Annotated in this window: 20 protein-coding genes; all 20 read left to right on the top strand. The window is 58.0% G+C overall.

What is annotated here, in order from left to right:
* Positions 1–81: 81 nt before the first annotated feature.
* Entirely contained in the window at positions 82–810 is a 729-nt protein-coding gene (locus B0B07_RS00865; RefSeq protein WP_076756487.1) for a GntR family transcriptional regulator, read from the top strand.
* 50 nt (positions 811–860) lie between these two features.
* The gene (locus B0B07_RS00860; protein ID WP_076756486.1) at positions 861–1,955 is read left to right on the top strand and encodes a BMP family lipoprotein; all 1,095 of its coding nucleotides are present in this window, start codon (positions 861–863) and stop codon (positions 1,953–1,955) included.
* A 180-nt stretch (positions 1,956–2,135) separates the two neighbouring features.
* A complete protein-coding gene (locus tag B0B07_RS00855) occupies positions 2,136–3,695 on the top strand; it encodes an ABC transporter ATP-binding protein (protein WP_076756485.1) in 1,560 nt (519 codons plus the stop codon).
* Complete coding sequence (locus B0B07_RS00850; protein WP_076756484.1) at positions 3,685–4,731, top strand: ABC transporter permease; 1,047 nt, start codon at positions 3,685–3,687, stop codon at positions 4,729–4,731. The genes B0B07_RS00855 and B0B07_RS00850 overlap by 11 nt, the downstream gene beginning before the upstream one ends.
* Before the next feature lies 1 nt (position 4,732).
* Positions 4,733–5,692 (top strand): ABC transporter permease, encoded by a 960-nt coding sequence (locus B0B07_RS00845; RefSeq protein WP_076756483.1) that lies wholly within the window; start codon positions 4,733–4,735, stop codon positions 5,690–5,692.
* A 458-nt stretch (positions 5,693–6,150) separates the two neighbouring features.
* On the top strand, positions 6,151–7,431 hold the full coding sequence (gene yfmF / locus B0B07_RS00840; protein WP_076756482.1) for an EF-P 5-aminopentanol modification-associated protein YfmF: 1,281 nt from the start codon (positions 6,151–6,153) through the stop codon (positions 7,429–7,431).
* On the top strand, positions 7,418–8,716 hold the full coding sequence (yfmH, locus tag B0B07_RS00835; RefSeq protein WP_076756481.1) for an EF-P 5-aminopentanol modification-associated protein YfmH: 1,299 nt from the start codon (positions 7,418–7,420) through the stop codon (positions 8,714–8,716). The genes yfmF and yfmH overlap by 14 nt, the downstream gene beginning before the upstream one ends.
* Entirely contained in the window at positions 8,713–9,447 is a 735-nt protein-coding gene (ymfI, locus tag B0B07_RS00830) for an elongation factor P 5-aminopentanone reductase (RefSeq protein ID WP_076756480.1), read from the top strand. Before yfmH ends, ymfI begins: the two co-directional genes overlap by 4 nt.
* Positions 9,448–9,678: 231 nt before the next feature.
* Positions 9,679–10,470 (top strand): DUF3388 domain-containing protein, encoded by a 792-nt coding sequence (locus tag B0B07_RS00820; RefSeq protein ID WP_076756478.1) that lies wholly within the window; start codon positions 9,679–9,681, stop codon positions 10,468–10,470.
* A 17-nt stretch (positions 10,471–10,487) separates the two neighbouring features.
* On the top strand, positions 10,488–11,390 hold the full coding sequence (locus tag B0B07_RS00815) for a helix-turn-helix domain-containing protein (RefSeq protein ID WP_076756477.1): 903 nt from the start codon (positions 10,488–10,490) through the stop codon (positions 11,388–11,390).
* 47 nt (positions 11,391–11,437) lie between these two features.
* Entirely contained in the window at positions 11,438–12,016 is a 579-nt protein-coding gene (pgsA, locus tag B0B07_RS00810; protein WP_076756476.1) for a CDP-diacylglycerol--glycerol-3-phosphate 3-phosphatidyltransferase, read from the top strand.
* A gap of 18 nt (positions 12,017–12,034) precedes the next feature.
* The gene (locus B0B07_RS00805; protein WP_076756475.1) at positions 12,035–13,291 is read left to right on the top strand and encodes a competence/damage-inducible protein A; all 1,257 of its coding nucleotides are present in this window, start codon (positions 12,035–12,037) and stop codon (positions 13,289–13,291) included.
* Positions 13,292–13,467: 176 nt separating this feature from the next.
* Positions 13,468–14,526 (top strand): recombinase RecA, encoded by a 1,059-nt coding sequence (gene recA, locus B0B07_RS00800; protein ID WP_076756474.1) that lies wholly within the window; start codon positions 13,468–13,470, stop codon positions 14,524–14,526.
* Positions 14,527–14,847: 321 nt separating this feature from the next.
* A complete protein-coding gene (rny, locus tag B0B07_RS00795; protein ID WP_144264267.1) occupies positions 14,848–16,413 on the top strand; it encodes a ribonuclease Y in 1,566 nt (521 codons plus the stop codon).
* Between the two features lie 75 nt (positions 16,414–16,488).
* Positions 16,489–17,283, top strand: a complete 795-nt coding sequence (locus B0B07_RS00790; RefSeq protein ID WP_076756473.1) for a TIGR00282 family metallophosphoesterase — start codon at positions 16,489–16,491, stop codon at positions 17,281–17,283.
* 88 nt (positions 17,284–17,371) lie between these two features.
* The gene (locus B0B07_RS00785; RefSeq protein ID WP_076756472.1) at positions 17,372–17,638 is read left to right on the top strand and encodes a stage V sporulation protein S; all 267 of its coding nucleotides are present in this window, start codon (positions 17,372–17,374) and stop codon (positions 17,636–17,638) included.
* A 297-nt stretch (positions 17,639–17,935) separates the two neighbouring features.
* On the top strand, positions 17,936–18,367 hold the full coding sequence (locus B0B07_RS00780) for a YlbF/YmcA family competence regulator (RefSeq protein ID WP_076756471.1): 432 nt from the start codon (positions 17,936–17,938) through the stop codon (positions 18,365–18,367).
* A gap of 218 nt (positions 18,368–18,585) precedes the next feature.
* Positions 18,586–19,173 carry an outer spore coat protein CotE gene (gene cotE / locus B0B07_RS00775; protein ID WP_076757446.1) on the top strand — a complete coding sequence of 196 codons (588 nt, stop codon included), beginning with the start codon at positions 18,586–18,588 and terminating at the stop codon, positions 19,171–19,173.
* A 149-nt stretch (positions 19,174–19,322) separates the two neighbouring features.
* Positions 19,323–21,893 carry a DNA mismatch repair protein MutS gene (gene mutS, locus B0B07_RS00770; protein WP_076756470.1) on the top strand — a complete coding sequence of 857 codons (2,571 nt, stop codon included), beginning with the start codon at positions 19,323–19,325 and terminating at the stop codon, positions 21,891–21,893.
* A 4-nt stretch (positions 21,894–21,897) separates the two neighbouring features.
* Entirely contained in the window at positions 21,898–23,823 is a 1,926-nt protein-coding gene (gene mutL / locus B0B07_RS00765; RefSeq protein WP_076756469.1) for a DNA mismatch repair endonuclease MutL, read from the top strand.
* Positions 23,824–23,833: the final 10 nt, after the last annotated feature.

The following is a 23,833-nucleotide window of genomic DNA, read 5'->3' as shown; positions in this document are numbered from 1 at the left end:
GATTAAAAGTGATATAGTATGACTGATTAGGAGGAAGGTTTTACATCAGATGTCTGATCTCATTGATTTGGTGGTGATTGCATGACGATCAAAGCGGACCATCGGCACTTATATCTCCAGGTGATTGACCGGCTGAAGCGGGATATCATGACGGGTGTCTTTAAAGAGAGAGAGAAGCTGCCGTCCGAATTCGAGCTGGCCAAAATGCTGGGAGTGTCGAGGGCGACGCTGCGCGAGGCACTCCGCCTCCTTGAAGAAGACCATTATATCGTGAGACGCCATGGGGTCGGAACGTTCGTCAATCCAAGACCGCTGTTTTCGGCGGGGATCGAGGAGCTGTCGAGCGTTTCGGCGATGATCCGCCAGGTGGGCATGGTACCGGGGACGAACTTTCTCAGTTCCTCGGAGGAAAAGGCGGCCGAAGAAGACATCGAGCGCTTCGGCTGCGGACCGGACGAACTGGTCACGACGATCAAGAGAGTCCGTACCGCAGACGGGGAGCCTGTCGTCTACTGTGTCGACAAAGTGCCGTCCCGCCTGCTCGGCGAGGAGTTCCTGAAGCGCAAAGACGACTCGATCTTCGAGGCGATCGAACGGGAGGCCGACATCCGGATCACCCAGGCGGTGGCCCATATCGAGCCGGTCGGCTACGATGATGAGGCCTCGCCGATCCTGGAGTGCGAGCCGGAAACGGCCCTGCTCATGCTGCGGCAGTATCACTATGCCGAAGGCGACGACATGATCCTTTATTCGAGGAACTATTTCAAAGGCGACAAATTCAACTTCCACGTATTGCGTAAACGGATGTAAAACGATCCAACTTCCTGCTATCACCCAAAACAATCTAGGGGGTTCCACACATGGCTAAACGCAAGTTCGGTCTTGCACTGTCGGTTCTTCTTGCTGCCGGCACCCTGCTCGGAGCATGTGGCTCGGGCAACGATGACGCTTCAAAGGACAACGGCAAAAAAGAAGGAAGCGGAGAAAAAACAAGCGAATTTTCGGTGGCGATGGTCACTGACGTCGGCGGCATCGACGACAAGTCGTTCAACCAGTCCGCATGGAAAGGCATCCAGGACTTCGGTAAGGCGAACGACATGGAAAAAGGCGACGGCGGCTATGACTACCTTCAGTCTGCCGGCGAAGAAGATTACATTCCTAACCTCAATGCCCTCGCACGGCGCGACTTCTCTCTCGTCTTCGGTGTGGGCTTCATGATGCAGGATGCAATGGATGAAATCGCATCCCAGCAGAAAGATACAGAGTTTGCCATCATCGACGCAGTCGTTGATCAGCCGAACGCTGCCAGCATCCTCTTCAAAGAGCAAGAAGGCTCCTACCTTGCAGGTGTGGCCGCTGCCCTGATGACCGAGTCCAAGAAAGTCGGCTTTGTCGGCGGGATGGAAAACGAAGTCATCCACCGCTTTGAATCAGGTTTTGTCGCAGGCGTAAAAGCCGTTGACCCTGAAATCGATGTCGACGTCCAGTATGCCGGCGCATTCGACAAGGCGGAAATCGGCAAGACAATGGCCAACCGCATGTATTCCAGCGGCGTGGACATCATCTTCCACGCAGCGGGCGGCACGGGCAACGGTGTCTTCTCCGAGGCGAAAGAACGCAAAGCGGCTGATGCCGACGCAAACGTTTGGGTCATCGGCGTGGACTCCGACCAGTATGACGAAGGCGCGGTCGGCGATACGAACGTCACCCTCACTTCGATGCTGAAACGTGTAGACATCGCGGTTGAAGACATTTCGAAACGTGCGAAGGAAGGCAAGTTCCCTGGCGGGGAAACACATGTCTACGGTCTGTCCGAAGACGGTGTCGACCTTGCTGACTCCCGCGGCGCGATTCCGGAAGACGTCATGAAGAAGATCGAAGACTATAAAGAAAAGATCAAGTCCGGTGAAATTGAAGTTCCGGAATATCCGGAAGGCAAAGAACCGAAGAAATAATTTCATGCAATCCACATGGAGGCCGGCCTTTCCGGCCTCTGTGCTTTCTTTTTTGAATTGAGTTCTTCCATGTAAATGGATAGATGAAAGATCTCCTGGTGCAGGAGGTCTTTCCTGTATCCCGTTTGCGTCCCGAAGACGGCCGGTGATCCAGGTTCATGAGGCAAAGGAGTGAAACCATTGGAATATGTGATCGAAATGCTCAACATCCGCAAGGAGTTCGGCAATTTCGTGGCAAACGATAATATCACGCTGCAACTGGGGAAAGGCGAAATCCACGCGCTTCTCGGCGAGAACGGTGCGGGCAAATCGACGCTCATGAACGTCCTTTTCGGGCTGTACCAGCCTGAAGGCGGAGAAATCCGTGTGCGCGGCAAGAAAGTCGACATCACCGACCCGAACGTGGCCAACGACCTCGGCATCGGCATGGTCCACCAGCACTTCATGCTCGTCGAGAACTTCACGGTCACCGAGAACATCATCCTCGGGAACGAGCCGACAAAGGGCGGTTCCCTCAACATATCAGCCGCAGCCAAGAAAGTGGCGGAACTGTCCAGGCAGTACGGCCTCAACGTGGACCCGTACGCGAAAATCGAAGACATCTCCGTCGGCATGCAGCAGCGGGTGGAAATCCTGAAGACGCTGTACCGGGGAGCGGAAATCCTCATCTTCGACGAGCCGACCGCTTCGCTGACGCCTCAGGAAATCACCGAGCTCATCGCCATCATGCGCAAGCTCATCACGGAAGGCAAATCGATCATCCTGATCACCCACAAGCTCCAGGAAATCATGGACGTCTCCGACCGGGTCACGGTCATCCGGAAAGGGAAGGGGATCGGAACGGTCATCACGGACGAGTCGAGCCCGGAGGAGCTCGCTTCGCTCATGGTCGGCCGGCAGGTCGTCTTCAAGACCGAAAAAGGGCCGTCCCATCCGACTGAAGAAGTGCTCACGGTGAAAGATCTCGTCGTCACGGACTCCCGGAACGTCGAGAAGGTGAAACGGCTCAACCTGAATGTCCGCCGCGGTGAAATCGTCGGGATTGCCGGCATCGACGGGAACGGCCAGTCGGAGCTGATCGAAGCGATCACCGGACTGAGAAAAGTGAAGGCCGGCACCGTGGCGATCAACGGGAAGGACATCACGAACAAGCGCCCGCGCCAGGTGACCGAATCGGGTGTCGGCCATATACCGCAGGACCGGCACAAGCACGGGCTCGTTCTGGACTTCCCGATCGGCCACAACATCGCGCTTCAGACGTACTACCAGAAACCGCTGTCCAAAGGCGGCATCATTGATTACAAGGCGATCGACCGGTTTGCCGAAGGGATCATCGAGCAATACGATGTCCGGACACAGGGCCCCCACGAACCGGCGCGTGCACTGTCGGGCGGTAACCAGCAGAAGGCAATCATCGGCCGTGAAGTCGAACGAGATCCGGATCTGCTCATCGCAGCCCTCCCGACACGCGGTCTGGACGTCGGGGCAATCGAATTCATCCACCGTCGGCTCATCGAACAGCGGGACAACGGGAAGGCGGTCCTCCTCGTCTCCTTCGAGCTCGATGAGGTCATGAACGTATCCGACCGGATCGCCGTCATCTATGACGGCATGATCATCGATACGGTCATCCCGTCGGAAACGGATGAACAGGAACTCGGCCTGCTCATGGCCGGCCACTCCCGCAAAGAAGCGGCGGCCATCCAGGCGGAAGAAGGTGACGACAAGCATGTCCAATAGAATGATCAACATCCTCGTTCCGGTGATTTCCGTGATCCTCGGCCTTCTGGTCGGCGCGATCGTCATGGCGGTCAGCGGATATGATCCGATCCTCGGCTACACCGCACTCTGGAACGGAATCTTCGGGGACTCCTATGCAATCGGCGAAACGATCCGTCAGATCACGCCGTACATCCTGGCCGGTCTTGCAGTCGCTTTCGCTTTCCGGACCGGACTGTTCAACATCGGGGTCGAAGGCCAGCTCATCGTCGGCTGGTTCGCCGCCGTTTATGTCGGTGCGGCATTCGACCTGCCGAAGGTGATCCACCTTCCGCTCTCCATCCTCGCCGGTGCCGCAGCCGGTGCGCTATGGGCGTTCCTGCCGGGCCTGCTGAAGGCGAAGATGAAGATCCACGAAGTCATCGTGACGATCATGATGAACTACATCGCCCTCCACGTCGTCAACGCACTTATCAAGACATGGTCCGGCGGCGGGGACAAGACGGAGCGGATTCTGGATTCGGCTTCACTCCGATCGGATTTCCTGGCGTCGCTCACGGATTACTCCCGTCTTCACTACGGGATCATCATCGCACTCATGATGGTGGTGCTCATGTGGTTCCTGCTTGAGAAGACGACGATGGGCTTCGAACTGAAGTCGGTCGGCTTCAACGAGAATGCCTCGGAATACGGGGGCATGAAGATCGGCAAGAACATCATCCTGGCCATGGTCATCTCAGGCGCGTTCGCCGGACTGGCAGGGGCGATGGAAGGACTCGGGACGTTCGGCAACATGTACACCCGCGGCGGGTTCACCGGCATCGGGTTTGACGGGATCGCCGTCGCGCTGCTCGGCGCCAACACGCCGCTCGGGGTCATCTTCGGCGCCGTGCTGTTCGGCTCCCTTAAGTACGGGGCGCTGAACATGCCGAACGCCGCCCAGATCCCGGAAGAGATCGTCCAGATCGTCATCGCGCTCGTCATCTTCTTCGTGGCGTGCGGCTACGCGATCCGTCTTCTCCTAAGCAAGATCTCCAAGAAAAAGGAGGCGAAGTGACATGAGCTTCCTCGAAATCCTGTATTTCATGGCTCCGGTGTCCATCGCCTACGCCGCTCCGCTCATCTTCACGGCACTCGGCGGTGTCTTCTCCGAGCGTTCCGGCGTTGTCAATATCGGACTTGAAGGACTCATGGTCATGGGCGCCTTCATCGGCATCGTGTTCAATCTGTTCTTCTATGACACATTCGGCAACTGGACCCCATGGATCGCGCTGATCGCCGCCATGGTCGTCTCCGCCGTCTTTTCGCTGCTGCATGCAGTCGCTTCGATCACGTTCCGGGCCGACCAGGTCGTCTCCGGTGTTGCGATCAACATGCTCGGCCTCGCCGTCGCGCTGTTCCTGACGAAGATGATCTTCGATAAAGGACAGACCGATTTCGTCAAAAAGGCGATCCCGAACTTCAATATCCCGGGCCTCGACCAGATCCCGGTCATCGGCCCGATGCTGTTCAAGGGTGTATACGGTTCAAGCATCCTGGCGATCGTCGCCGCGATCGTCGCATGGTACGTCATCTTCAAGACTCCGTTCGGCCTGCGTCTCCGGGCGGTCGGCGAGCATCCAATGGCCGCCGACACGATGGGGATCCACGTCAATCGCATCCGCTACATCGCAGTCGTCATCTCGGGTGCGCTCGCCGGCATCGGCGGGGCCATCTACTCCCAGACGATGACCCGCGATTTCGGACATGCCACGATCAACGGTCAGGGATTCATGGCACTCGCCGCCATGATCTTCGGAAAATGGCATCCGATCGGGGCGATGGGCGCAGCGATCTTCTTCGGCTTTGCACAGGCGCTGACCGTCGTCGGCCCGAGCATCCCGTTCATCAAGGAGATTCCGACGGGATATCTTCACGCGCTGCCGTATGTCCTTACGGTCCTTGCACTCGCCGGCTTCATCGGCAAGGCAACCGGACCGAAGGCAGGCGGCAAACCGTACATCAAAGGCAGCCGGTGAATACCGGGGCAGAAGGCTCTCCGTGCGGGAGCCGCTGAATAAGTGGATCAAGAGCCAGCACCGCTGTTCCCGGGTGTTGGCTCTTTTTGTGCTGCCGGTGAACCGGAATATGGGCCTGTCACCGTAGATGAAGAAAAAAGACTGTCATGTGAAGAAAAATCGGGGTGTAAGTTTAGAAAGATGCTCTCCAAGACGAGGAAGGCACCTTCTGTTTGGAGAAGGGGGCCGCAAGGATGGCGCGAAATCGAAAAGCTGCACGGTACATCGGTCTCCTTCACTTTACGGTCCTCGCGGTGGATGCCAATGTGGACTTGAAATCCGCCGCTCAGTGAGGCAAATGTGTTTACATAATAAAATTATCAGGGGAAACGCCAATGTTTGCCATCGATGCGCCGGTTTCGGTATAGTGGAAATGGAGAATACTCAATAAAAATACCGTATGGAAACCGAGGTGTGCCATGTTTACGGAATATCGACTCACAGAAGGGGTCCGGCTGTTTGTGCGCCGGACGACCCAGTTCAAAACGGTGACTTTTTCAATTCGTTTCCGGCAGACGCTGACTGCGGCCGGCGCTTCCGCGAGGGCGGTCCTGGCCAATATCCTGGAGGACAGCAACGAGACCCATCCGAGCAGGGCGGCACTCCGTTCCGCCCTCGAGAACATGTACGGAACACTGTATTACACGGATGTCGGCAAGCGGGGGGATCTCCACTATGTCTCCTTCAATGCGGAATGCGTCAATGACCAGCTGCTCGAAGAGGACGGGGTCGTCGACTGGACGCTCAAGCTTCTTGCAGACTCGGTTCTCCGGCCGAACATGAAGGACGGGAAATTCAAGGACCCGATCTTCGAGCGGGAAAAGCAGACTGTCCTCGAACGGCTCAGCTCGCTGTACGACGACAAGACACGCTTTGCCCAGCAGCGTCTGTATGAGCTGATCCGCCCGGACGGACCCGAATCAATCCGCGCGACGGGCGACGAGGAGCATGTCGGAAGCCTTTCGGCAAAAGATGTGCTGGACGCCTATCACCGGATGATCACGGAAGATGAAGTGGAGATCTACGTCGTCGGGGATGTCGATCCGGATTCGTTTGCAGAGAAGATCAAATCGGCATTCAGTTTCGATGGACGGACTCCTGCAGACATGCCGCAAGACCCGTCGGAACGGGGCGGGAAGACCGGCCGCGTATCCGAACGCCAGGCGATGAAGCAGGGCAAGCTCCTGATCGGTTTCCGCACACCGGTGCTTTTCGGGACCGAGGATTTCCCGAAAATGCAGCTGGCCAACGGAATCTTTGGCGGCTTCCCCCATTCCAAGCTGTTTATGAACGTCCGGGAGAAGGAAAGCCTTGCCTACTACGCAGCAAGTTCCTACCTTTCGCGCTACGGGCTCATCACCGTTTCATCCGGCGTCGATCCCGAACAGGCGGAAAAGGCTTCAGCGCTGATCGACGAGCAGCTGGAAGCGATGAAGGCCGGGGAGATCTCGGATCTCGAACTGGACCAGACGAAGGCGATGCTCGCCAACCAGCTGCGCGAGGCGCTTGATTCCGCACGCGGCCAGATTGAAATCTTCGATCAGTACAAGGATCTTCCAGGCGGTTTCACGCCTGAAGGCTGGATCGCCAAATGGGAGCCGGTCACGAAAGAAGACATCCGCCAGATGGCCGGCACGATAGAAAAAGAACTGGTTTACCTGCTGTCAGGGAAGGAGGAATCCGAAGATGCAGACGCTTGATTTCAATCGCCTCCAGGAGACCCTTTACCATGAGGAGCTGCCAAACGGGCTCCAGGTGTTCATCCTGCCGAAAAAGGGCTTTTCAAAAACCTATGTGTCATTCACCACAAAATACGGGTCCATCGACAACACATTCGTCCCGCTCGGCAAGAAGGAGAAGGTGCGGGTGCCGGACGGAATCGCCCATTTCCTTGAACATAAAATGTTTGAAAAAGAAGACGGGGATGTGTTCCAGAAATTCGGTATGAACGGTGCGTCGGCCAACGCGTTCACTTCATTCACACGGACCGCCTACCTGTTCTCCGCGACGGAGAATCTTTATCCGAATACCGAACTTCTCCTCGACTTCGTCCAGGCACCGTATTTCACGGAGCAGACGGTCGAGAAGGAGAAGGGGATCATCGGCCAGGAAATCACGATGTATGACGACCAGCCGGACTGGCGCGCCTATTTCGGCGCCATCGAGAATCTGTACGAATCCCATCCGGTGAAGATCGATATCGCCGGGACGGTCGAGTCGATCGCCGATATTACGGCCGATCACCTGTATGAGTGCTACCACACGTTCTACCATCCGTCGAACATGCTCGTGTTCGCGGTGGGCGCGGTGGACCCCGAAGAGATGATGGAATTCATCCGCACCAATCAGGCGGCCAAAACATTCGACCGGCCGGAGCGGATCGTCCGTGAGTTCCCGCAGGAGCCGGCAAACGCGGCTGTGGCGGAACGGTCGATCGAAATGGATGTCTCGAAGCCGAAAGTCCAGTTTGCGGTCAAGCTTCCGTATCCGGATCTTTCGGGCATCGACGCGCTCAAGCACGAGCTTTCCAATGAGATTCTGCTTGACCTGCTGTTTGGCAGGACCTCGGATTTCTATACGGAAGCGTATGAAGAAGGCCTCATCGACGAGTCGTTCGGGACCGAATTCACTTCGGAGACCGGGTTCGCATTCGCCGTGATCGGCACGGACAGCAAGGACCCGGACAAATTTGCGGAAAAGGTCCGTGCGACGCTCCGGTCCGCTTCGGAGAAATTCCCGTTCGGTCAGGATGCACTGGACCGCCAGCTGAGAAGAAGGACGGGACTGTTCCTCCGTGCCCTGAATTCGATCGAATATATTGCCAATCAATTCACCCGCTATGCGTTCAACGGCATGAACCTGTTTGATACGGTGCCCGCGCTCGAGGACCTGCAGGTGAAGGACCTGCAGGATGCACTCGTTCCGCTTGCCGATGAACAGGCTTGGAGCGTCTTTGAGGTTCTTCCTGCTTCCAAGGGAGAATGAGCGGACGGAAAACCGCGGCCGTCCTCGGTGCGTCCGGGGAGATCGGGACGGCCATCGCAGAGAAGCTCGCAGCTTCCGGCTGGTCTCTGTACCTGCACTACAACCGGTCGGAGGAACGTGCGGAAGAACTCAGGGAGAGACTCTCCGCAGCTTATCCCGGACAGCGTTTTGAAACGGCCGGTGCCGATTTTTCCCTTCCCGACGGGGGAGAGCGGCTTGCCGCGGCAACGGGTGACCTCCGTGCGGTAGTGTCAGCGGCCGGGCAGGAGATGAACAAGCTTCTGACGGACACGACGATGGGGGACCTGGACGCACTCTGGCATGTGCATGCGGCCAATCCGATGAGGTTTATCGCACTCGTCTCGGAAAGGCTTCGCCGCCATCCCGATCCGCGGGTCGTCATGATCGGCTCGATCTGGGGGGACACGGGTGCAGCAGGGGAAGTCGCCTATTCCGCGGTGAAGGGCGCGGTCCACGGGTTCGTGAAAGCTTATGCCAAGGAGGCAGCGGGATCAAATATGCTCGTCAACGCCGTGTCGCCCGGCTGGATCGAGACCCGGATGAACAGCCATCTGTCGGATGAAGAGCGGCGGATGGCATTCGGCGAAATCCCCCTCATGCGGCCGGGGCTACCCTCGGAAGTTGCCGGTGTTGCGGATTTCCTCCTGGGAGAAGACGGTTCCTATATCACCGGGCAGATCATCCGGGTCAACGGAGGATGGCATATCTGACGGGAAAGCCGGCAGGCCATGCCCGGAACCCAACCACAAAAGCGAAAGACGGCAAAGCCGGCTGGCATGTTCAGCCGGCATCTGTCTTTCGCATTTTCTTTACATATCAATTGGCCCACCCGGCCGATGGGCAGGGAAGGTTCCGCCGGGGTCTTCTTTCCCTTTTCTTCAACTCTTAAATCCGCTATGATAGTACTACAGTGCGCACCGGCGCCGATGGAGGCGATCATGTTGAGTGAGTGGTACATGGAATATGAAATCGAAGTGAACCGCCCGGGGCTGCTCGGCGAAATTTCTTCCCTCCTCGGGCTCCTGCGCGTGAACATCATCACCATCAACGGGGTTGACGAAGGCCGCCGGGGAATGCTCCTCAGCTCGGAGGATGACGAGGCGATCGAACGGTTCGAGCTGATTGCCTCCACGATGGAAATGATCAATGTACGCAAGCTCCGGCATCCGAAGCTGCGCGATATCCTTGCCGTCCGGCACGGCCGTTACATCCAGCGGGATGCCGACGACAAGAAGACATTCCGTTTCGTCCGGGACGAGCTCGGCATCCTGGTCGACTTCATGGCGGAAATCTTCAAGCAGGAAGGCCATAAGCTCATCGGTATACGCGGGATGCCGCGGGTCGGCAAAACCGAATCCGTCGTGGCAGCGAGCGTCAGTGCCAATAGGAAATGGATCTTCCTTTCTTCCACCATGATCAGGCAGACGGTCCGGAGCAAGCTTGCCGGGGATGAGTTTTCCGATAACAACGTCTTCATCCTTGACGGGATCGTCACACGGAAGTCAACGGATGAACGCCATATGCAGCTTGTCCGCGAAATTATGCGCATGCCGTCCATCAAGGTCGTGGAACATCCGGACATCTTCGTGCGTCATTCTGAGTATACGATGGATGATTTCGATTACATCATCGAGATCCGGCGGGATGACGACGAGGAGATCACGTACGAGAAACTGGAGGAAAACGACAGGATGTCGGGCCGGAGCGGGATGGATTTCGGATTCAATATTTGATAGGAAGGTGTTTTGGTTTGTCCGAACTGGGCGCTCGGCTGAAACAAGCGAGAAAAGAGAAAGGCTACTCGCTTGATGATCTGCAGGAACTGACTAAGATTCAAAAACGTTATCTCTCTGCGATTGAGGAAGGAGACTTCGGCATCATGCCCGGGACTTTCTATGTCCGGGCATTCATTAAGCAATACGCCGAGGCGGTCGGCCTGGATCCGGACGAGATGCTCGAACTCTACAAAGCGGAAGCGCCCGAACCCGGACCTGCACAGGAACCGGCAATGGCCGCGCCCGCAATGAGGAGAAGCACGATGACGCGGCGTTCCGGCCGTGCAGCCGAGGTGATGCCGAAGGTGATCCTCGCCCTGTTCATCGTGCTCGCCGTCGCCATCGTCTGGTTCCTCTCCCAGATGAGCGCGTCGAAAGACAAGCCGGATGAAGTGCAGGAACCGGACAGGACGGTGAAGGTGGAGCAGCCGGGCAGCAGTGCCGCTGCCGGCAAGGATGAGGAATCCGAAAAAGAAGGAACGGACAAAGCGGATTCCGCCGGCCAGGAGGAAGAAGAAAAGGATCCGGATTCCGACGCGGATTCAGACTCTTCCGCCGGGCTGGCATTTGACCGGTCCGAGGGGGAAAACTCCTACTATACCCTGACCGGCGCCGATGAGGCAAAAGTGCAGGTGAAGGGTTCCGGAAGGTCCTGGGTGACCGCGACCGACAGTGCCGGCACGCAGCATCTCAGCCGCAATATCGAAAGCGGCGATGAGGAAACGATCGAGGTGTCCGGGGTGGAATGGCTCCGCTTCCGGATCGGATACACGCCCGGCGTGACGCTGACCGTGAACGGCCAGGAACTGAAGTATGAAATTCCGGAATCTGAACGGGTGACACAAAATATCATCATCCAACTCGGCAGCAACCAATAGTCATCTGGAAACAGATGGCTATTTTATTTGAAAGGATTGAACGGCATATGAATTTACCGAATAAAATCACAGTGGCCCGGATCGTCCTCATCCCGGTCTTCATGCTCTTCATGCTTGCGGACTTCGGGTTCGGCGATGTGCGGCTGGGCGGCACAGTGCTTTCCGTCGAGCATCTGATCGGGGGCATCCTCTTTATTTTCGCTTCCCTGACCGACTGGATCGACGGCCATCTCGCCCGCAAGCACAACCTTGTGACGAACATGGGCAAGTTCCTTGATCCGCTTGCGGACAAGCTGCTCGTATCCGCCGCACTCATCATCCTTGTTGAAATGGGGGTGGCGCCTTCCTGGATCGTCATCGTCATCATCAGCCGGGAATTTGCCGTGACGGGCCTCCGGCTCATCCTTGCGGGCGGGGGAGAAGTCGTCGCGGCCAACATGCTCGGGAAGGTCAAGACGACGGCACAGCTGATCGCCATCGTCTTCCTTCTGTTGAACAACATCTTCTTCGAAGCGGCGGGCATCCCGTTCGGAATGATCATGCTTTATATTGCGCTCGTGTTTACGGTCTGGTCCGGGGCGGACTACTTCTACAAGAACCGGCGCGTGCTTCTCGATTCGATGTGACGGAAGGAAGGGGAACCGATGAAAGCTGAAATCATTGCGGTCGGGTCCGAGCTGCTGCTCGGTCAGATCAATAATACGAATGCACGCTATATCTCTTCGGGCCTGGCAGAGATCGGCGTGGATGTCCATTTCCAGACGGTCGTCGGAGACAACGCCGCCCGGCTGGAAGATGCGATCCGGATTGCGGAAGATCGGGCCGACCTGCTTATTTTCACGGGCGGGCTCGGGCCGACAAAAGATGACCTGACGAAAGAAACGATCGCCAGGCACGCCGGGAAGCAGCTCGTCTACGATGACGCGGCACTCCGCTCCATCACCGCCTGGTTCGAACGGGCCGGCCGAACCATGACGGACAACAACCGCAAACAGGCGCTCGTCCTGGACGGTTCCACGGTTCTTGAAAACCGCCACGGGATGGCGCCGGGCATGCTCGCTTCCTCGGATGGCCGGCATTATCTGCTCATGCCGGGTCCCCCGAAGGAAATGGAGCCGATGTTCACCGAACAGGCGAAGCCGCTTATCGCCCGGCTTGCGGGTGAAGGGGGCCGCATCCTGTCCCGCGTACTCCGATTCTACGGGATCGGGGAAGCGGAGCTCGAGCACCGGCTGTCCGACCTGTTGGACCGGCAGACGAATCCGACACTCGCCCCCCTCGCCTCCGACGGGGAAGTGACGATCCGGATGACCGCAAAGACGGAAAGCCGGGAAGAGGCAGTCGCCCTGCTCGACCGGTCGGAATCCGAAATCCGGAAGATTGCCGGCGAATACATCTACGGCTATGACGATGAAACGCTCCCTTCCAAAGCCGCGTCCATGCTGATCGGACACAACCTGACGATCGCGGCCGCGGAAAGCCTGACCGCCGGACTCTTCATGTCGGAGCTGGCCGAACAGCCGGGCATCAGCGCGGCGATGGCGGGCGGGGTCGTGACCTACACGGCGGAGGCCAAGACGGCGCAGCTCGGGATACCGGCCGATTTTCTTGAGGAACACGGCGTCGTGAGCGAAGAGACGGCCGCTGCCATGGCCTCTTCCGTCCTCGCCAAATTTTCCACCGACTTCGGCGTGGGCCTCACGGGTGCTGCCGGGCCCGACCCGCACGGCGGCCAGCCGGGCGGCACGGTCTGGATCGCCATCGCCCGGAGGGGCGGGACGATGGAGACGAAAAAACTGCTCCTGTCCGGCATGCGCAACACGAACAGGATCCGGGCGGTCAAATCCGCCCTGCACACGCTGATCCGGATGATCAATGAGATGACGGCGCCCGAAATTTGAATTTCGGGGCCGTTTTTTGCCCTGAAATCTGAATTTGGCATCGGATTTGGGGCTGAATTACAAAACCGGCATAACAAAATCGAATGGATGTTCGCTTTTTCCTTGAGTTTTTCTCAGAAACCGAGTATAGTAGTGATAGTAAGAAAAACAGTATGAACCTATGAGGAGGAACAAGTTTGAGCGATCGCAAAGCTGCATTGGATATGGCACTGAAACAGATTGAAAAACAGTTCGGGAAAGGGTCCGTCATGAAACTCGGCGAAAAGACGGACTTGGAGATCTCGACGTCGGCGAGCGGTTCGCTCACTCTTGATACAGCGCTGGGAGTGGGCGGATATCCGCGCGGCCGGGTCGTCGAGATCTACGGGCCGGAAAGTTCGGGTAAGACGACCGTAGCGCTCCACGCCATCGCCGAAGCACAGGCATCCGGCGGGACGGCCGCGTTCATCGATGCGGAACACGCGCTTGATCCGGTCTATGCACAGAAACTCGGCGTCAACATTGATGAACTCCTTCTTTCGCAGCCGGACACAGGAGAGCAGGCACTTGAGATCGCCGAAGCGCTCGTCCGCAGCGGAGCCATCGACATCATCGTCATCGACTCGGTCGCCGCCCTCGTTCCGAAGGCGGAAATCGAAGGCGAGATGGGCGACTCTCACGTGGGCCTGCAGGCACGCCTCATGTCCCAGGCGCTCCGGAAACTGTCCGGGGCGATCAACAAGTCGAAGACCATCGCCATCTTCATCAACCAGATCCGTGAAAAAGTCGGCGTCATGTTCGGGAACCCGGAAACGACCCCGGGCGGACGCGCGCTGAAATTCTACAGCTCTGTCCGGCTTGAAGTCCGCCGGGCGGAATCCATCAAGCAGGGCAGCGACATCGTCGGGAACAGAACCCGCATCAAAGTCGTGAAAAACAAAGTGGCCCCGCCGTTCCGTACGGCGGAAGTGGACATCATGTACGGGGAAGGGATCTCCAAGGAAGGCGAGACGATCGACCTCGGCGTCGAAACCGATATCGTCCAGAAGAGCGGTTCCTGGTATTCTTACAATGAAGAGCGGCTCGGACAGGGCCGCGAGAACGCCAAGCAATTCCTGAAAGAGAACCCGGAGATCCGCCGGGAAATCTCCAACAAGATCCGGGAGGCTTACGGCCTGGCGGGGGCACAGTATGTGATCGCCGGCCATGACGAAGAAGAGGAAAAAGAATTCGACCTCCTCCTTGACGGGGAATAAGACGAAAAGGGCTGCCCGGAGCAATCGGGCAGCCCTTTTGCATCCGGACGGATGGCTTGATTCCTCCCGCTGCAAAGGGACGGGAGGGGGCCATGGATGGCACGATTCCGGTTCTCCAAAATGCGCCGGCGTCACGGAAGCCGGTGCCGGCCTGCATCGTCAGAACAGTCAGCCGGCAATCCTTGACAGGGGATTTTCCCGCCGGTACAATTAAACCTGTATAGCTCCATGCAGCATGAGCATGACTGGCTTGATACCCGGTCCGGGAATGTTTTCCGGCCGGTTTTAACAGACGAATGAAAGCAGGGGGAGGTGACCTCAATGGTTGAAATGATCATCTCCGCTTTGCTCGGACTCATCGTCGGTGCAGTTGTTGGCTATTTTGCCTTGAAAAACGTAAACGATTCTAAAGTGACCGGTGCGAAGCAGTCTGCCGCACTCATCGTTGAAGAGGGCAGGCGCGAAGCGGAGGCACTGAAGAAGGAAGCGCTACTTGAAGCGAAAGATGAAACCCACAAACTACGGACAGAAGCCGAATCCGACATCCGGGAACGCCGCAGCGAACTCCAGCGGCAGGAAAGCCGGTTGTTGCAGAAGGAAGAGAACCTCGACCGCAAGGAGGATGCGCTGAACAAACGTGAAGCGGGTCTGGAGCGCAAGGAAGACGCTTTGGCCGAACGACAACAGCATATCGCACAGATGGAGAGCAAGGCGGAAGAGCTCAAGTCGGAACAGCAGACAGAGCTCGAACGCATATCTGCACTCACCCGGGATGAGGCACGCCAGCTCATCCTGACCGAAGTGGAGAATGAACTATCCACGGACATCGCCGTCATGACAAGGGAGTCGGAACTGCGTGCGAAGGAAGAATCGGACCGGAAGGCCCGTGAAATCCTTTCCCTCGCACTCCAGCGGTTTGCCGCCGACCATGTGGCAGAGACAACCGTGTCGGTCGTCAATCTGCCGAATGACGAGATGAAAGGCAGGATCATCGGGCGGGAAGGACGGAATATCCGGACCCTCGAAACGCTGACCGGCATCGATCTGATCATCGATGATACGCCGGAAGCCGTCATCCTGTCCGGATTTGATCCGATCCGTCGGGAAACGGCCCGGCTTGCACTCGAGAAACTCGTGCAGGACGGCCGCATCCACCCGGCGCGCATCGAAGAGATGGTGGAGAAATCGAGGAAAGAAGTGGACGAGCAAATCCGGGAAGCCGGAGAGCAGACGTCATTCGACCTCGGCATCCACAATCTTCACCCGGATCTCATCAAGATCCTGGGCCGCCTGAAGTACCGGACAAGCTACGGGCAGAACGTCCTGAAGCATTCAAAGGAAGTGGCGTATCTGTCCGGCCTGCTTGCTGCGGAACTCGGTTTCAAGGATTCCGATATCGCGCTTGCACGCCGTGCGGGTCTCCTGCATGACATCGGGAAGGCGATTGACCACGAAGTCGAAGGAAGCCACGTCGAAATCGGCGTGGAACTCGCCACAAAGTACAAAGAACATCCGGTCGTCATCAACAGCATCGCCTCGCACCACGGCGACACGGAACCGACATCCGTGATCGCCATCCTCGTCGCAGCGGCTGACGCATTGTCCGCCGCTCGGCCGGGCGCACGGAGCGAGACGCTCGAGAATTACATCCGGCGACTTGAAAAGCTTGAGGAAATCGCGGAGGACTACGATGGTGTCGAAAAATCCTTTGCCATCCAGGCGGGGCGCGAAGTGCGCATCATCGTCCGGCCGGACCAGGTGGATGACATCACGGCCCACCGTCTGGCCCGGGACATCCGAAAGCGGATTGAAAGCGAGCTCGACTATCCGGGACATATCAAAGTGACCGTCATCCGGGAAACCCGGGCGGTCGAATATGCAAAATAACCGGCAGAAAGGCTTCCGAGGACCCCGGTCCCGGAAGCCTTTCCCTTTTAGCCGAAGAAAGGCTGGAATCACCAGATGAAAATCTTATTTATCGGGGACATCGTCGGAGGGCCGGGCATGGATACCGTCCGCCGGCATCTCCCGAAACTCCGCCGCGCCTACAAGCCGGATGTCATCATTGCCAACGGGGAGAACGCCGCATCCGGCAAGGGGCTGACCCGCGATGACCACGACGAGCTGCTGTTTGCCGGGGTGGACGTCATCACGATGGGCAATCACACATGGGATAAAAGGGAAATCTTCGACTTCATCGAAGGATCGGACGCCCTGATCCGCCCGGCCAACTTTTCCTCGGATGCGCCGGGGAGGGGGAGGGTGACCATCCGGAAGGAAGCGGGCGCCCTGACCGTCATCAATCTTCACGGCCGGACATTCATGCCCCCGCATGAAGACCCTTTCGCCATGGCCGACCGGATGGTTGAAGAAGCCGCCGAAGAGTCTCCGCTGATCTTCGTCGATTTCCATGCGGAGGCGACGAGCGAGAAAATCGCGATGGGGTGGCATCTGGACGGCCGCGTCTCGGCGGTCGTCGGGACCCACACCCATGTGCAGACCGCGGATGACCGCATCCTTCCGGGCGGCACGGCTTATCTGACCGATGCGGGAATGACGGGACCCTACGACGGGATCCTCGGCATGAGGAAAGAAGAGGTCCTCTACCGGTTCAAGACGAATATGCCGGTCCGTTTTACGGTGCCGGACGGCCGGACCCAGCTGGGCGGATTCTTCGTGGAGGCAGATCCGAAATCCGGAAAGGCGGTCCGCTGCGAACGGATCCTGATCAACGACGATCACCCGTTCAACGGCTGACCCGCTATCATGCCGTCCCGCCTGCCCGCATACATTGGGACATGGAAGCATCCGGTTCCATGAATGCGGAAAAACAGGAGGGAAAGGCATGGACTCATTGAAAGTATCTTCACGCTCTAATCCGAATTCTGTGGCAGGTGCGCTCGTTGCAGTCATCCGGGAGAAGGGATATGCGGAAATGCAGGCGGTCGGGGCCGGAGCACTGAACCAAGCGGTTAAGGCAGTCGCGATCGCCCGGGGGTTCGTTGCACCGAGCGGCGCCGACCTGACATGCTCTCCTGCCTTCACGGACATCATCATTGCGGGCGAAGAACGGACCGCGATGAAACTGCTCGTCGAGAAAAGGAAACGGTGAAACAACGGTTCTTCCCGGTTGTGCAGTTCCGGGCGGATGCGTGAGCGGTTCCGGCAGGGCCGATAAACGAAGCGGTGGTCCCGCTCCCGGTTACGGGGAGCAGGGCCATCGTTTTTAAAATCAGAAAAGAACGGAAGATTTTCTGCAGTTGTGTCAATGCCCCGACAATCCTCCGCTTTCCTTGTCTGACGGCCGTCCGGTTCAGTATAATGGGGAAAACCCCGGAAAATCGGGGGACAAAACCGATTGCCGCCTGTGCAAGGTTCAGGTGCCGACGGCCGAAAAGGTGGATCAACAATGGAAAAGACATACACGAAACACGACATCATCGAGAAAGCGAAAGAACTCGCAGAGATGATCAGCTCGACCGAAGAAGTGGAGTTCTTCAAGCGGGCTGAAGCGCAGATCAATGATAATAAAAGCGTCCGTGAAAAGATTGCCAGCCTCAAAAGCCTGCAGAAACAGGCAGTCAACTTCCAGGAATACGGCAAGGAACGGGCACTGCAGCTGGTAGAAGGCAAGATCAGCCAGATTGAACAGGAAATTGACGAGCTCCCGATCGTGCAGGAGTTCAAGCAATCCCAGGTGGACGTCAATCAATTGCTCCAGCTTGTATCCAATACAATTGCCAATGATGTGACGAACCGGATCATCGAGACGACCGGCGGAGACCTCCTCCGCGGAGAGACAGGCTCCCAGGTCAGAAATGCGCCGGGACGCCTGAAGTAAACAATGACGAAAAAACGGCATTCCGGACGCTTTGCCCGGGATGCCGTTTCAAATGGGCACCGCCGCAACGGATCGTGGTTCCTCATTCATTATTGTCCATTCCGATTCATACGTTTGTATTGGAGCAAACGGGTCCCGGAAGAAATCCCTATGTGTCTTTTTCACTTTCCGGGCGTTTGGTGCATAAGATGGACTGAAGTGAATGAGGAGGGTTGACCCTGAAAAACTTACGGCAGATCGTCACGAAAGCGGTTGTCGCCAAAGGGAAGAAACGGTCGGAGTCGACTGAAGTGCTTTGCCCGCCGAACAAACCGTCGGGCATTCTCGGATGCTGGATCATCAATCACCACCACCAGGCCAAGAAGAACGGGAAGTACGTCGAGGTCACGGGCAAATACGACATCAACGTCTGGTACTCCCACCATGACCATTCGAAGACGTCCGTCTACACGGAGACGATCCATTATCGCGACCGCGTCCGCCTGCATTACCGGGACGGAAGTACGGGCGGACATGAAGAAGTGCATGTCAAGGTCATCCAGCAGCCGAACTGCACAGAAGCGGTTGTATCGAAATGCGGTGAGAAATTCAATGTCTCGGTTGAACGGGAACTGCTCGCCGAAGTTGTCGGGGAAACAAAGGTCTGCATCCAGGTGCATCCTCACGATTTCGAGGAGGAATGGCAATTCGGTGAGGAAAGCTCATCTTCATCTTCATCTTCATCCTCATCCTCATCCTCTTCCACAGGAGCACACGGCAAAAAGGGACACCACGACGGGGACGGCAAGGACTCCAGCTCGCTCTGAGCCGGCCGGTCGCCCGCAAGGCATCGTTCATCCATTTCATGGCAGGCAGAGACGGCATTCCCCCGACGGGACTGCCATCCTCTGCCTGTTGTGCGTTTGGGACTCTGTTATAATTGAAGGAAGACAAAGAGACACGGGAGATGTAAGTAATGGCTGCTTTGACACCGATGATGCGACAATATATGGAGATTAAAGAAGATTACAAGGATGCCTTCCTGTTTTTCAGGCTGGGCGATTTTTACGAGATGTTCTTCGATGATGCGCTGAAGGCCTCGCAACTGCTGGAAATCACGCTGACGTCGAGGGAAGGGGGACAGACCGGCCGCATTCCGATGTGCGGGGTTCCGTTCCATTCGGCCGCCTCCTATATCGAGACGCTCGTGCGGAAAGGCTACAAGGTCGCCATCTGCGAGCAGACGGAAGATCCGGCGCAGGCGAAGGGGATCGTGAAGCGGGAAGTGATCCAGCTGATCACGCCGGGGACGCTGACGGAAGGCCGGACGGTCGGGGAGAAGTCGAATGTGTTCATCGGCTCCGCAGGACGGACGGAGGAAGGGGAGTATGCCCTCGTCCGGATCGACCTGTCGACGGGCGAAGGCGTGGCCACGCTTGCCGGAAGCGACGAAAAGTCCCTGATCTCCGAAGCGGAATCACTGAAGATCCGGGAGATTGTCGTACCGGATGAACTGTATCTGGCACTTCATGACCTGGCCCGTGCCCGCTCAATCCTCCTTTCCGTCGAGCCGGACGAGAGCCTCCCGGACGGCGGCGCGGACGTTGCGGGACACTGCCCTCCCGGCGTGCAGCCTGCGGCGGCCCGCCTCCTCCGCTACCTGGAAAGGACACAGAAGCGCTCCCTCGGCCACATCCGGCCGATCGATTACCGGGAGCGGCGGGCGGTCCTGTCGATCGATCCGAACTCCCGCCGCAACCTTGAGCTCGTCCAGTCCATCCGTGGCGGCGGGGAAAAGGGTTCCTTGTACTGGCTGCTTGACGAGACGGTCACCGCAATGGGCGGCAGGAAGCTGCGGCAATGGATCCATGAGCCGCTCGCCGGGCGGGAAGCCATCCTCGAACGGACGGACACCGTCGGCGAACTCATTGAGGAATTCTTCTCAAGAGGGGAAATCCGAGAACTGCTCAAAGGCGTCTATGACATGGAGCGTCTCGCCGGGAAAGTGGCATTCGGCAATGCGACGGGGCGGGACCTGGCACAGCTGCGCCGTTCGCTCGGGCAGGCGGAGCCGATCCGCCGCACACTTCTGGAAAGCGGGACACCGAGACTGACGGCGATGGGCGGCCGGATCGATCCGTGCACCGAACCGCTCCGTATGCTCGAGGAGGCGATCACCGATGAGCCGCCGATCTCCAACAAGGAAGGCGGAGTCATCCGGGAAGGGTTCAATGAACGGCTGGACGAGCTGCGTGACGCCTCCCGCAACGGGAAAGACTGGATCGCGGCACTTGAAGCGGAGGAAAGACGGAAGACCGGCATCAAATCGCTTAAGATCGGATACAACCGGGTATTCGGTTACTATCTGGAAGTGACCAAGTCCAATGTCCATCTTGTGGATACGGAGCGGTTTGAACGCAAGCAGACGCTGGCAAACGCAGAGCGCTATATCACCCCGGAATTGAAAGAGAAGGAAGCGCTCATCCTGAACGCCGAAGATGAGGCGCTCATCCTGGAAACCGAACTGTTCAACGAAGTGAGGGAACGCGTCAAGGAACACATTCCGGCCATCCAGAAACTGGCGGACCGGCTGAGCTCCCTGGACGTCCTGTCCGGTTTTGCGGAAGTGTCCGAGAGATACAGATACGTCCGGCCGGAATTCCACGGGGGCCGGGGGATCTCGATCCGGAACGGACGGCACCCGGTCGTCGAGAAGATGCTCGATGACGGCACCTATGTCCCGAACGACTGTGTGCTGGATGAGGAGGCAAACATGCTCCTCATCACGGGGCCGAACATGTCCGGGAAAAGTACATACATGCGGCAGGTGGCCCTCACCGTCATCATGGCACAGATCGGCTGCTTCGTTCCGGCGGATTCCGCGGCGCTCCCCGTGACCGACCAGATCTTCACGCGGATCGGGGCAGCAGACGACCTTGCCGGCGGGCAGAGCACATTCATGGTCGAGATGATGGAATCCCGGCATGCCCTCGCCCACGCAACCGCAGACAGCCTGCTCCTGTTCGATGAGATCGGACGGGGCACATCGACGTATGACGGCATGGCGCTTGCGCAGGCCATGATGGAATTCATCCATGAACAGATCGGGGCCAATACGCTGTTCTCCACGCACTACCACGAACTGACCGGTCTGTCCGAAAAGCTCGGAAGGCTGAGAAACGTCCACGTATCGGCGGCTGAGCAGGGAGGCCATGTCATCTTCCTCCATAAGGTGAAGGAAGGCCCGGCGGACAAAAGCTACGGAATCCACGTGGCGGAGCTGGCGGGACTGCCGGAATCGGTCATCCGGCGAGCGGCGGAACTGCTCGAGGAGCTTGAATCCGCTTCTGTTCCGAAGCCGGAAGAAGGTCCGCTGAGCGATCAGCTGTCCTTGTTCGGGGAAGGCGCGGCCGGCGGTGAGACTGCCGGCGGAGAATCCGGGCTTGCTGAGGAGATCGGCCGGCTGGACCTTCTCCGGATGACCCCGATGGACGCTTTCCAGTGGCTCCATGGGATGCAGGAGAAAATCGGACGGGAAAGGAGCTGATCAGATGGGCCAGATCATCCTGATGGACGAACCGCTGTCAAACAAGATTGCGGCGGGAGAAGTGGTGGAGCGGCCGGCGTCTGTCGTGAAAGAGCTGGTTGAAAATGCAATCGACGCGGAGGCGACGTCCATTGAAGTGCGCCTTGAGGAAGCCGGGCTCAAGTCAATCCGGGTCACCGACAACGGCAAGGGGATGGACGGAGGCGATGCCGTTCTTTCTTTTTCCCGCCATGCGACAAGCAAAATCGGCAATGAACACGACCTGTTCAGGATCCGGACACTCGGATTCCGCGGCGAGGCGCTCGCAAGTATCGCAGCCGTCTCAAAAGTCGAATTGACCACTTCCGACGGGGAATCTCCCGGCATCCGCGTGCAGGTCGAAGGGAGCCGGGTCACCGGACAGGAAGGCGCCCCTTCCCGAAAAGGGACCGATATCTCGGTTTCCCAGCTGTTTTACAACACGCCGGCCAGGCTCAAATACCTCAAGACGCTTCAGACGGAAATCGGCCATTCGATCGATTACATGAACCGGATGGCGCTGAGCCACCCGGACATCTCATTCCGGCTTCTCCATAACAACCAGGAGCATCTCCGGACGTCGGGCAGCGGCAGCCTGCTGAAGGTCATCTCGGACATTTACGGGGCCGGCACGGCCCGCAAGATGCTCCGCTTTGAAGCATCCTCGGCGGATTATGAGGTGAGCGGCTACGGGACGGTGCCGGACATCACACGGGCTTCCAAAAACTATATCACGGTCCTCGTGAACGGCAGGTGGGTCAAAAGTTTCATGGTGAACAAGGCGATCATCGACGCCTACCATACGTACCTTCCGATCGGCCGCTATCCGATCGCCGTCATTTCGATCAAGGGAGACCCTTACCTCACCGATGTGAATGTCCATCCGGCAAAACAGCAGATCCGCCTCAGCAAAGAATCCGAGCTGTGCGCCCTCATCAGGGATGCGGTCCGGCAGGCGGTCGCAGGTGCACTCGGCGCCCCGGCCGCAAAGCCGCCGAAAGAGCCCCGGCCGAAAACCGAACAGACCGTCCTCTGGCGGACAGCCGAAGAAGACCGGAACCGGACGGTGACCGCGCCGCCGCAGCAGGCCCCGTCCGTGCCGTTCCGGGCATCATCCTTCGATGAAGAGCTGCCGGCAGGCCATTCGGGCACAGTCATAAAGGAAGAGATGGATGAGACACCGGCTCCCGCCGGACAAGTCCCCGGTTACCCCGAACCCTCCAGGGACACCGAACCTTCCCGCTACGCCGAGCCTGCCCGTGAAACGGAGCCGGAGTCCGTCATGGAAGAACCCGCACCCGACCTCGCGGAAAATCCGCGCAAGGTCCCGTTCGATGAACTGGAAGTGGTCGGCCAGATCCACGGAACCTATATCGTCGCCCAGAGCCCGGACGGATTTTATATGGTCGACCAGCATGCGGCGCAGGAAAGGATCAAATATGAGTTCTTCCGGGAAAAGGTGAAGCAGGTGGATCCGGGCGAGCGGCAGGCCCTCATGATCCCGATGACGTTCCACTATCCGCCGGACGACATGGAGCGGATCCGGGAAGTCCGGGATGTGCTGGCCGGAGCAGGCATCGAGCTGGAGGAATTCGGCCACAATGCTTTTGTCGTCCGTGAACATCCGGCCTGGTTCCCTGCCGGCGCCGAAGAGGAGATCATCGAGGCGCTCGTGGAACAGGCAATTGCAGAACGCCGGACCGACATCGGCGGTCTGCTGGAAGAAACGGCGATCATGATGAGCTGCAAACGTTCGATCAAGGCGAACCACTATCTCACCCGGCCGGACATGGAGCGCCTTCTCGCCGACCTCGGCCGTGCGGAAAGCCCGTACACATGCCCGCACGGCCGTCCGGTCATCATTCACTTTTCCACCTATGAAATCGAAAAAATGTTCAAGCGGGTCATGTAAAAGACGAAAG

The organism is Edaphobacillus lindanitolerans, from assembly GCF_900156305.1.
In the GTDB taxonomy this organism is placed as follows: Bacteria; Bacillota; Bacilli; order Bacillales_A; family Planococcaceae; genus Bhargavaea; species Bhargavaea lindanitolerans.
The sequence above is the reverse complement of the archived record's forward strand: the minus strand, read 5'-3'. Positions and strand labels throughout refer to the sequence as shown.

Excerpts from the sequence above, each read along its gene's own strand:
- B0B07_RS00865 (WP_076756487.1), top strand. The coding sequence starts at position 82 with ATGACGATCAAAGCGGACCATCGGCACTTATATCTCCAGGTGATTGAC.
- B0B07_RS00860 (WP_076756486.1), top strand. The coding sequence starts at position 861 with ATGGCTAAACGCAAGTTCGGTCTTGCACTGTCGGTTCTTCTTGCTGCC.
- B0B07_RS00850 (WP_076756484.1), top strand. The coding sequence starts at position 3,685 with ATGTCCAATAGAATGATCAACATCCTCGTTCCGGTGATTTCCGTGATC.
- B0B07_RS00845 (WP_076756483.1), top strand. The coding sequence starts at position 4,733 with ATGAGCTTCCTCGAAATCCTGTATTTCATGGCTCCGGTGTCCATCGCC.
- yfmF (WP_076756482.1), top strand. The coding sequence starts at position 6,151 with ATGTTTACGGAATATCGACTCACAGAAGGGGTCCGGCTGTTTGTGCGC.
- yfmH (WP_076756481.1), top strand. The coding sequence starts at position 7,418 with ATGCAGACGCTTGATTTCAATCGCCTCCAGGAGACCCTTTACCATGAG.
- ymfI (WP_076756480.1), top strand. The coding sequence starts at position 8,713 with ATGAGCGGACGGAAAACCGCGGCCGTCCTCGGTGCGTCCGGGGAGATC.
- pgsA (WP_076756476.1), top strand. The coding sequence starts at position 11,438 with ATGAATTTACCGAATAAAATCACAGTGGCCCGGATCGTCCTCATCCCG.
- B0B07_RS00805 (WP_076756475.1), top strand. The coding sequence starts at position 12,035 with ATGAAAGCTGAAATCATTGCGGTCGGGTCCGAGCTGCTGCTCGGTCAG.
- rny (WP_144264267.1), top strand. The coding sequence starts at position 14,848 with ATGGTTGAAATGATCATCTCCGCTTTGCTCGGACTCATCGTCGGTGCA.
- B0B07_RS00790 (WP_076756473.1), top strand. The coding sequence starts at position 16,489 with ATGAAAATCTTATTTATCGGGGACATCGTCGGAGGGCCGGGCATGGAT.
- B0B07_RS00785 (WP_076756472.1), top strand. The coding sequence starts at position 17,372 with ATGGACTCATTGAAAGTATCTTCACGCTCTAATCCGAATTCTGTGGCA.
- B0B07_RS00780 (WP_076756471.1), top strand. The coding sequence starts at position 17,936 with ATGGAAAAGACATACACGAAACACGACATCATCGAGAAAGCGAAAGAA.
- mutS (WP_076756470.1), top strand. The coding sequence starts at position 19,323 with ATGGCTGCTTTGACACCGATGATGCGACAATATATGGAGATTAAAGAA.
- mutL (WP_076756469.1), top strand. The coding sequence starts at position 21,898 with ATGGGCCAGATCATCCTGATGGACGAACCGCTGTCAAACAAGATTGCG.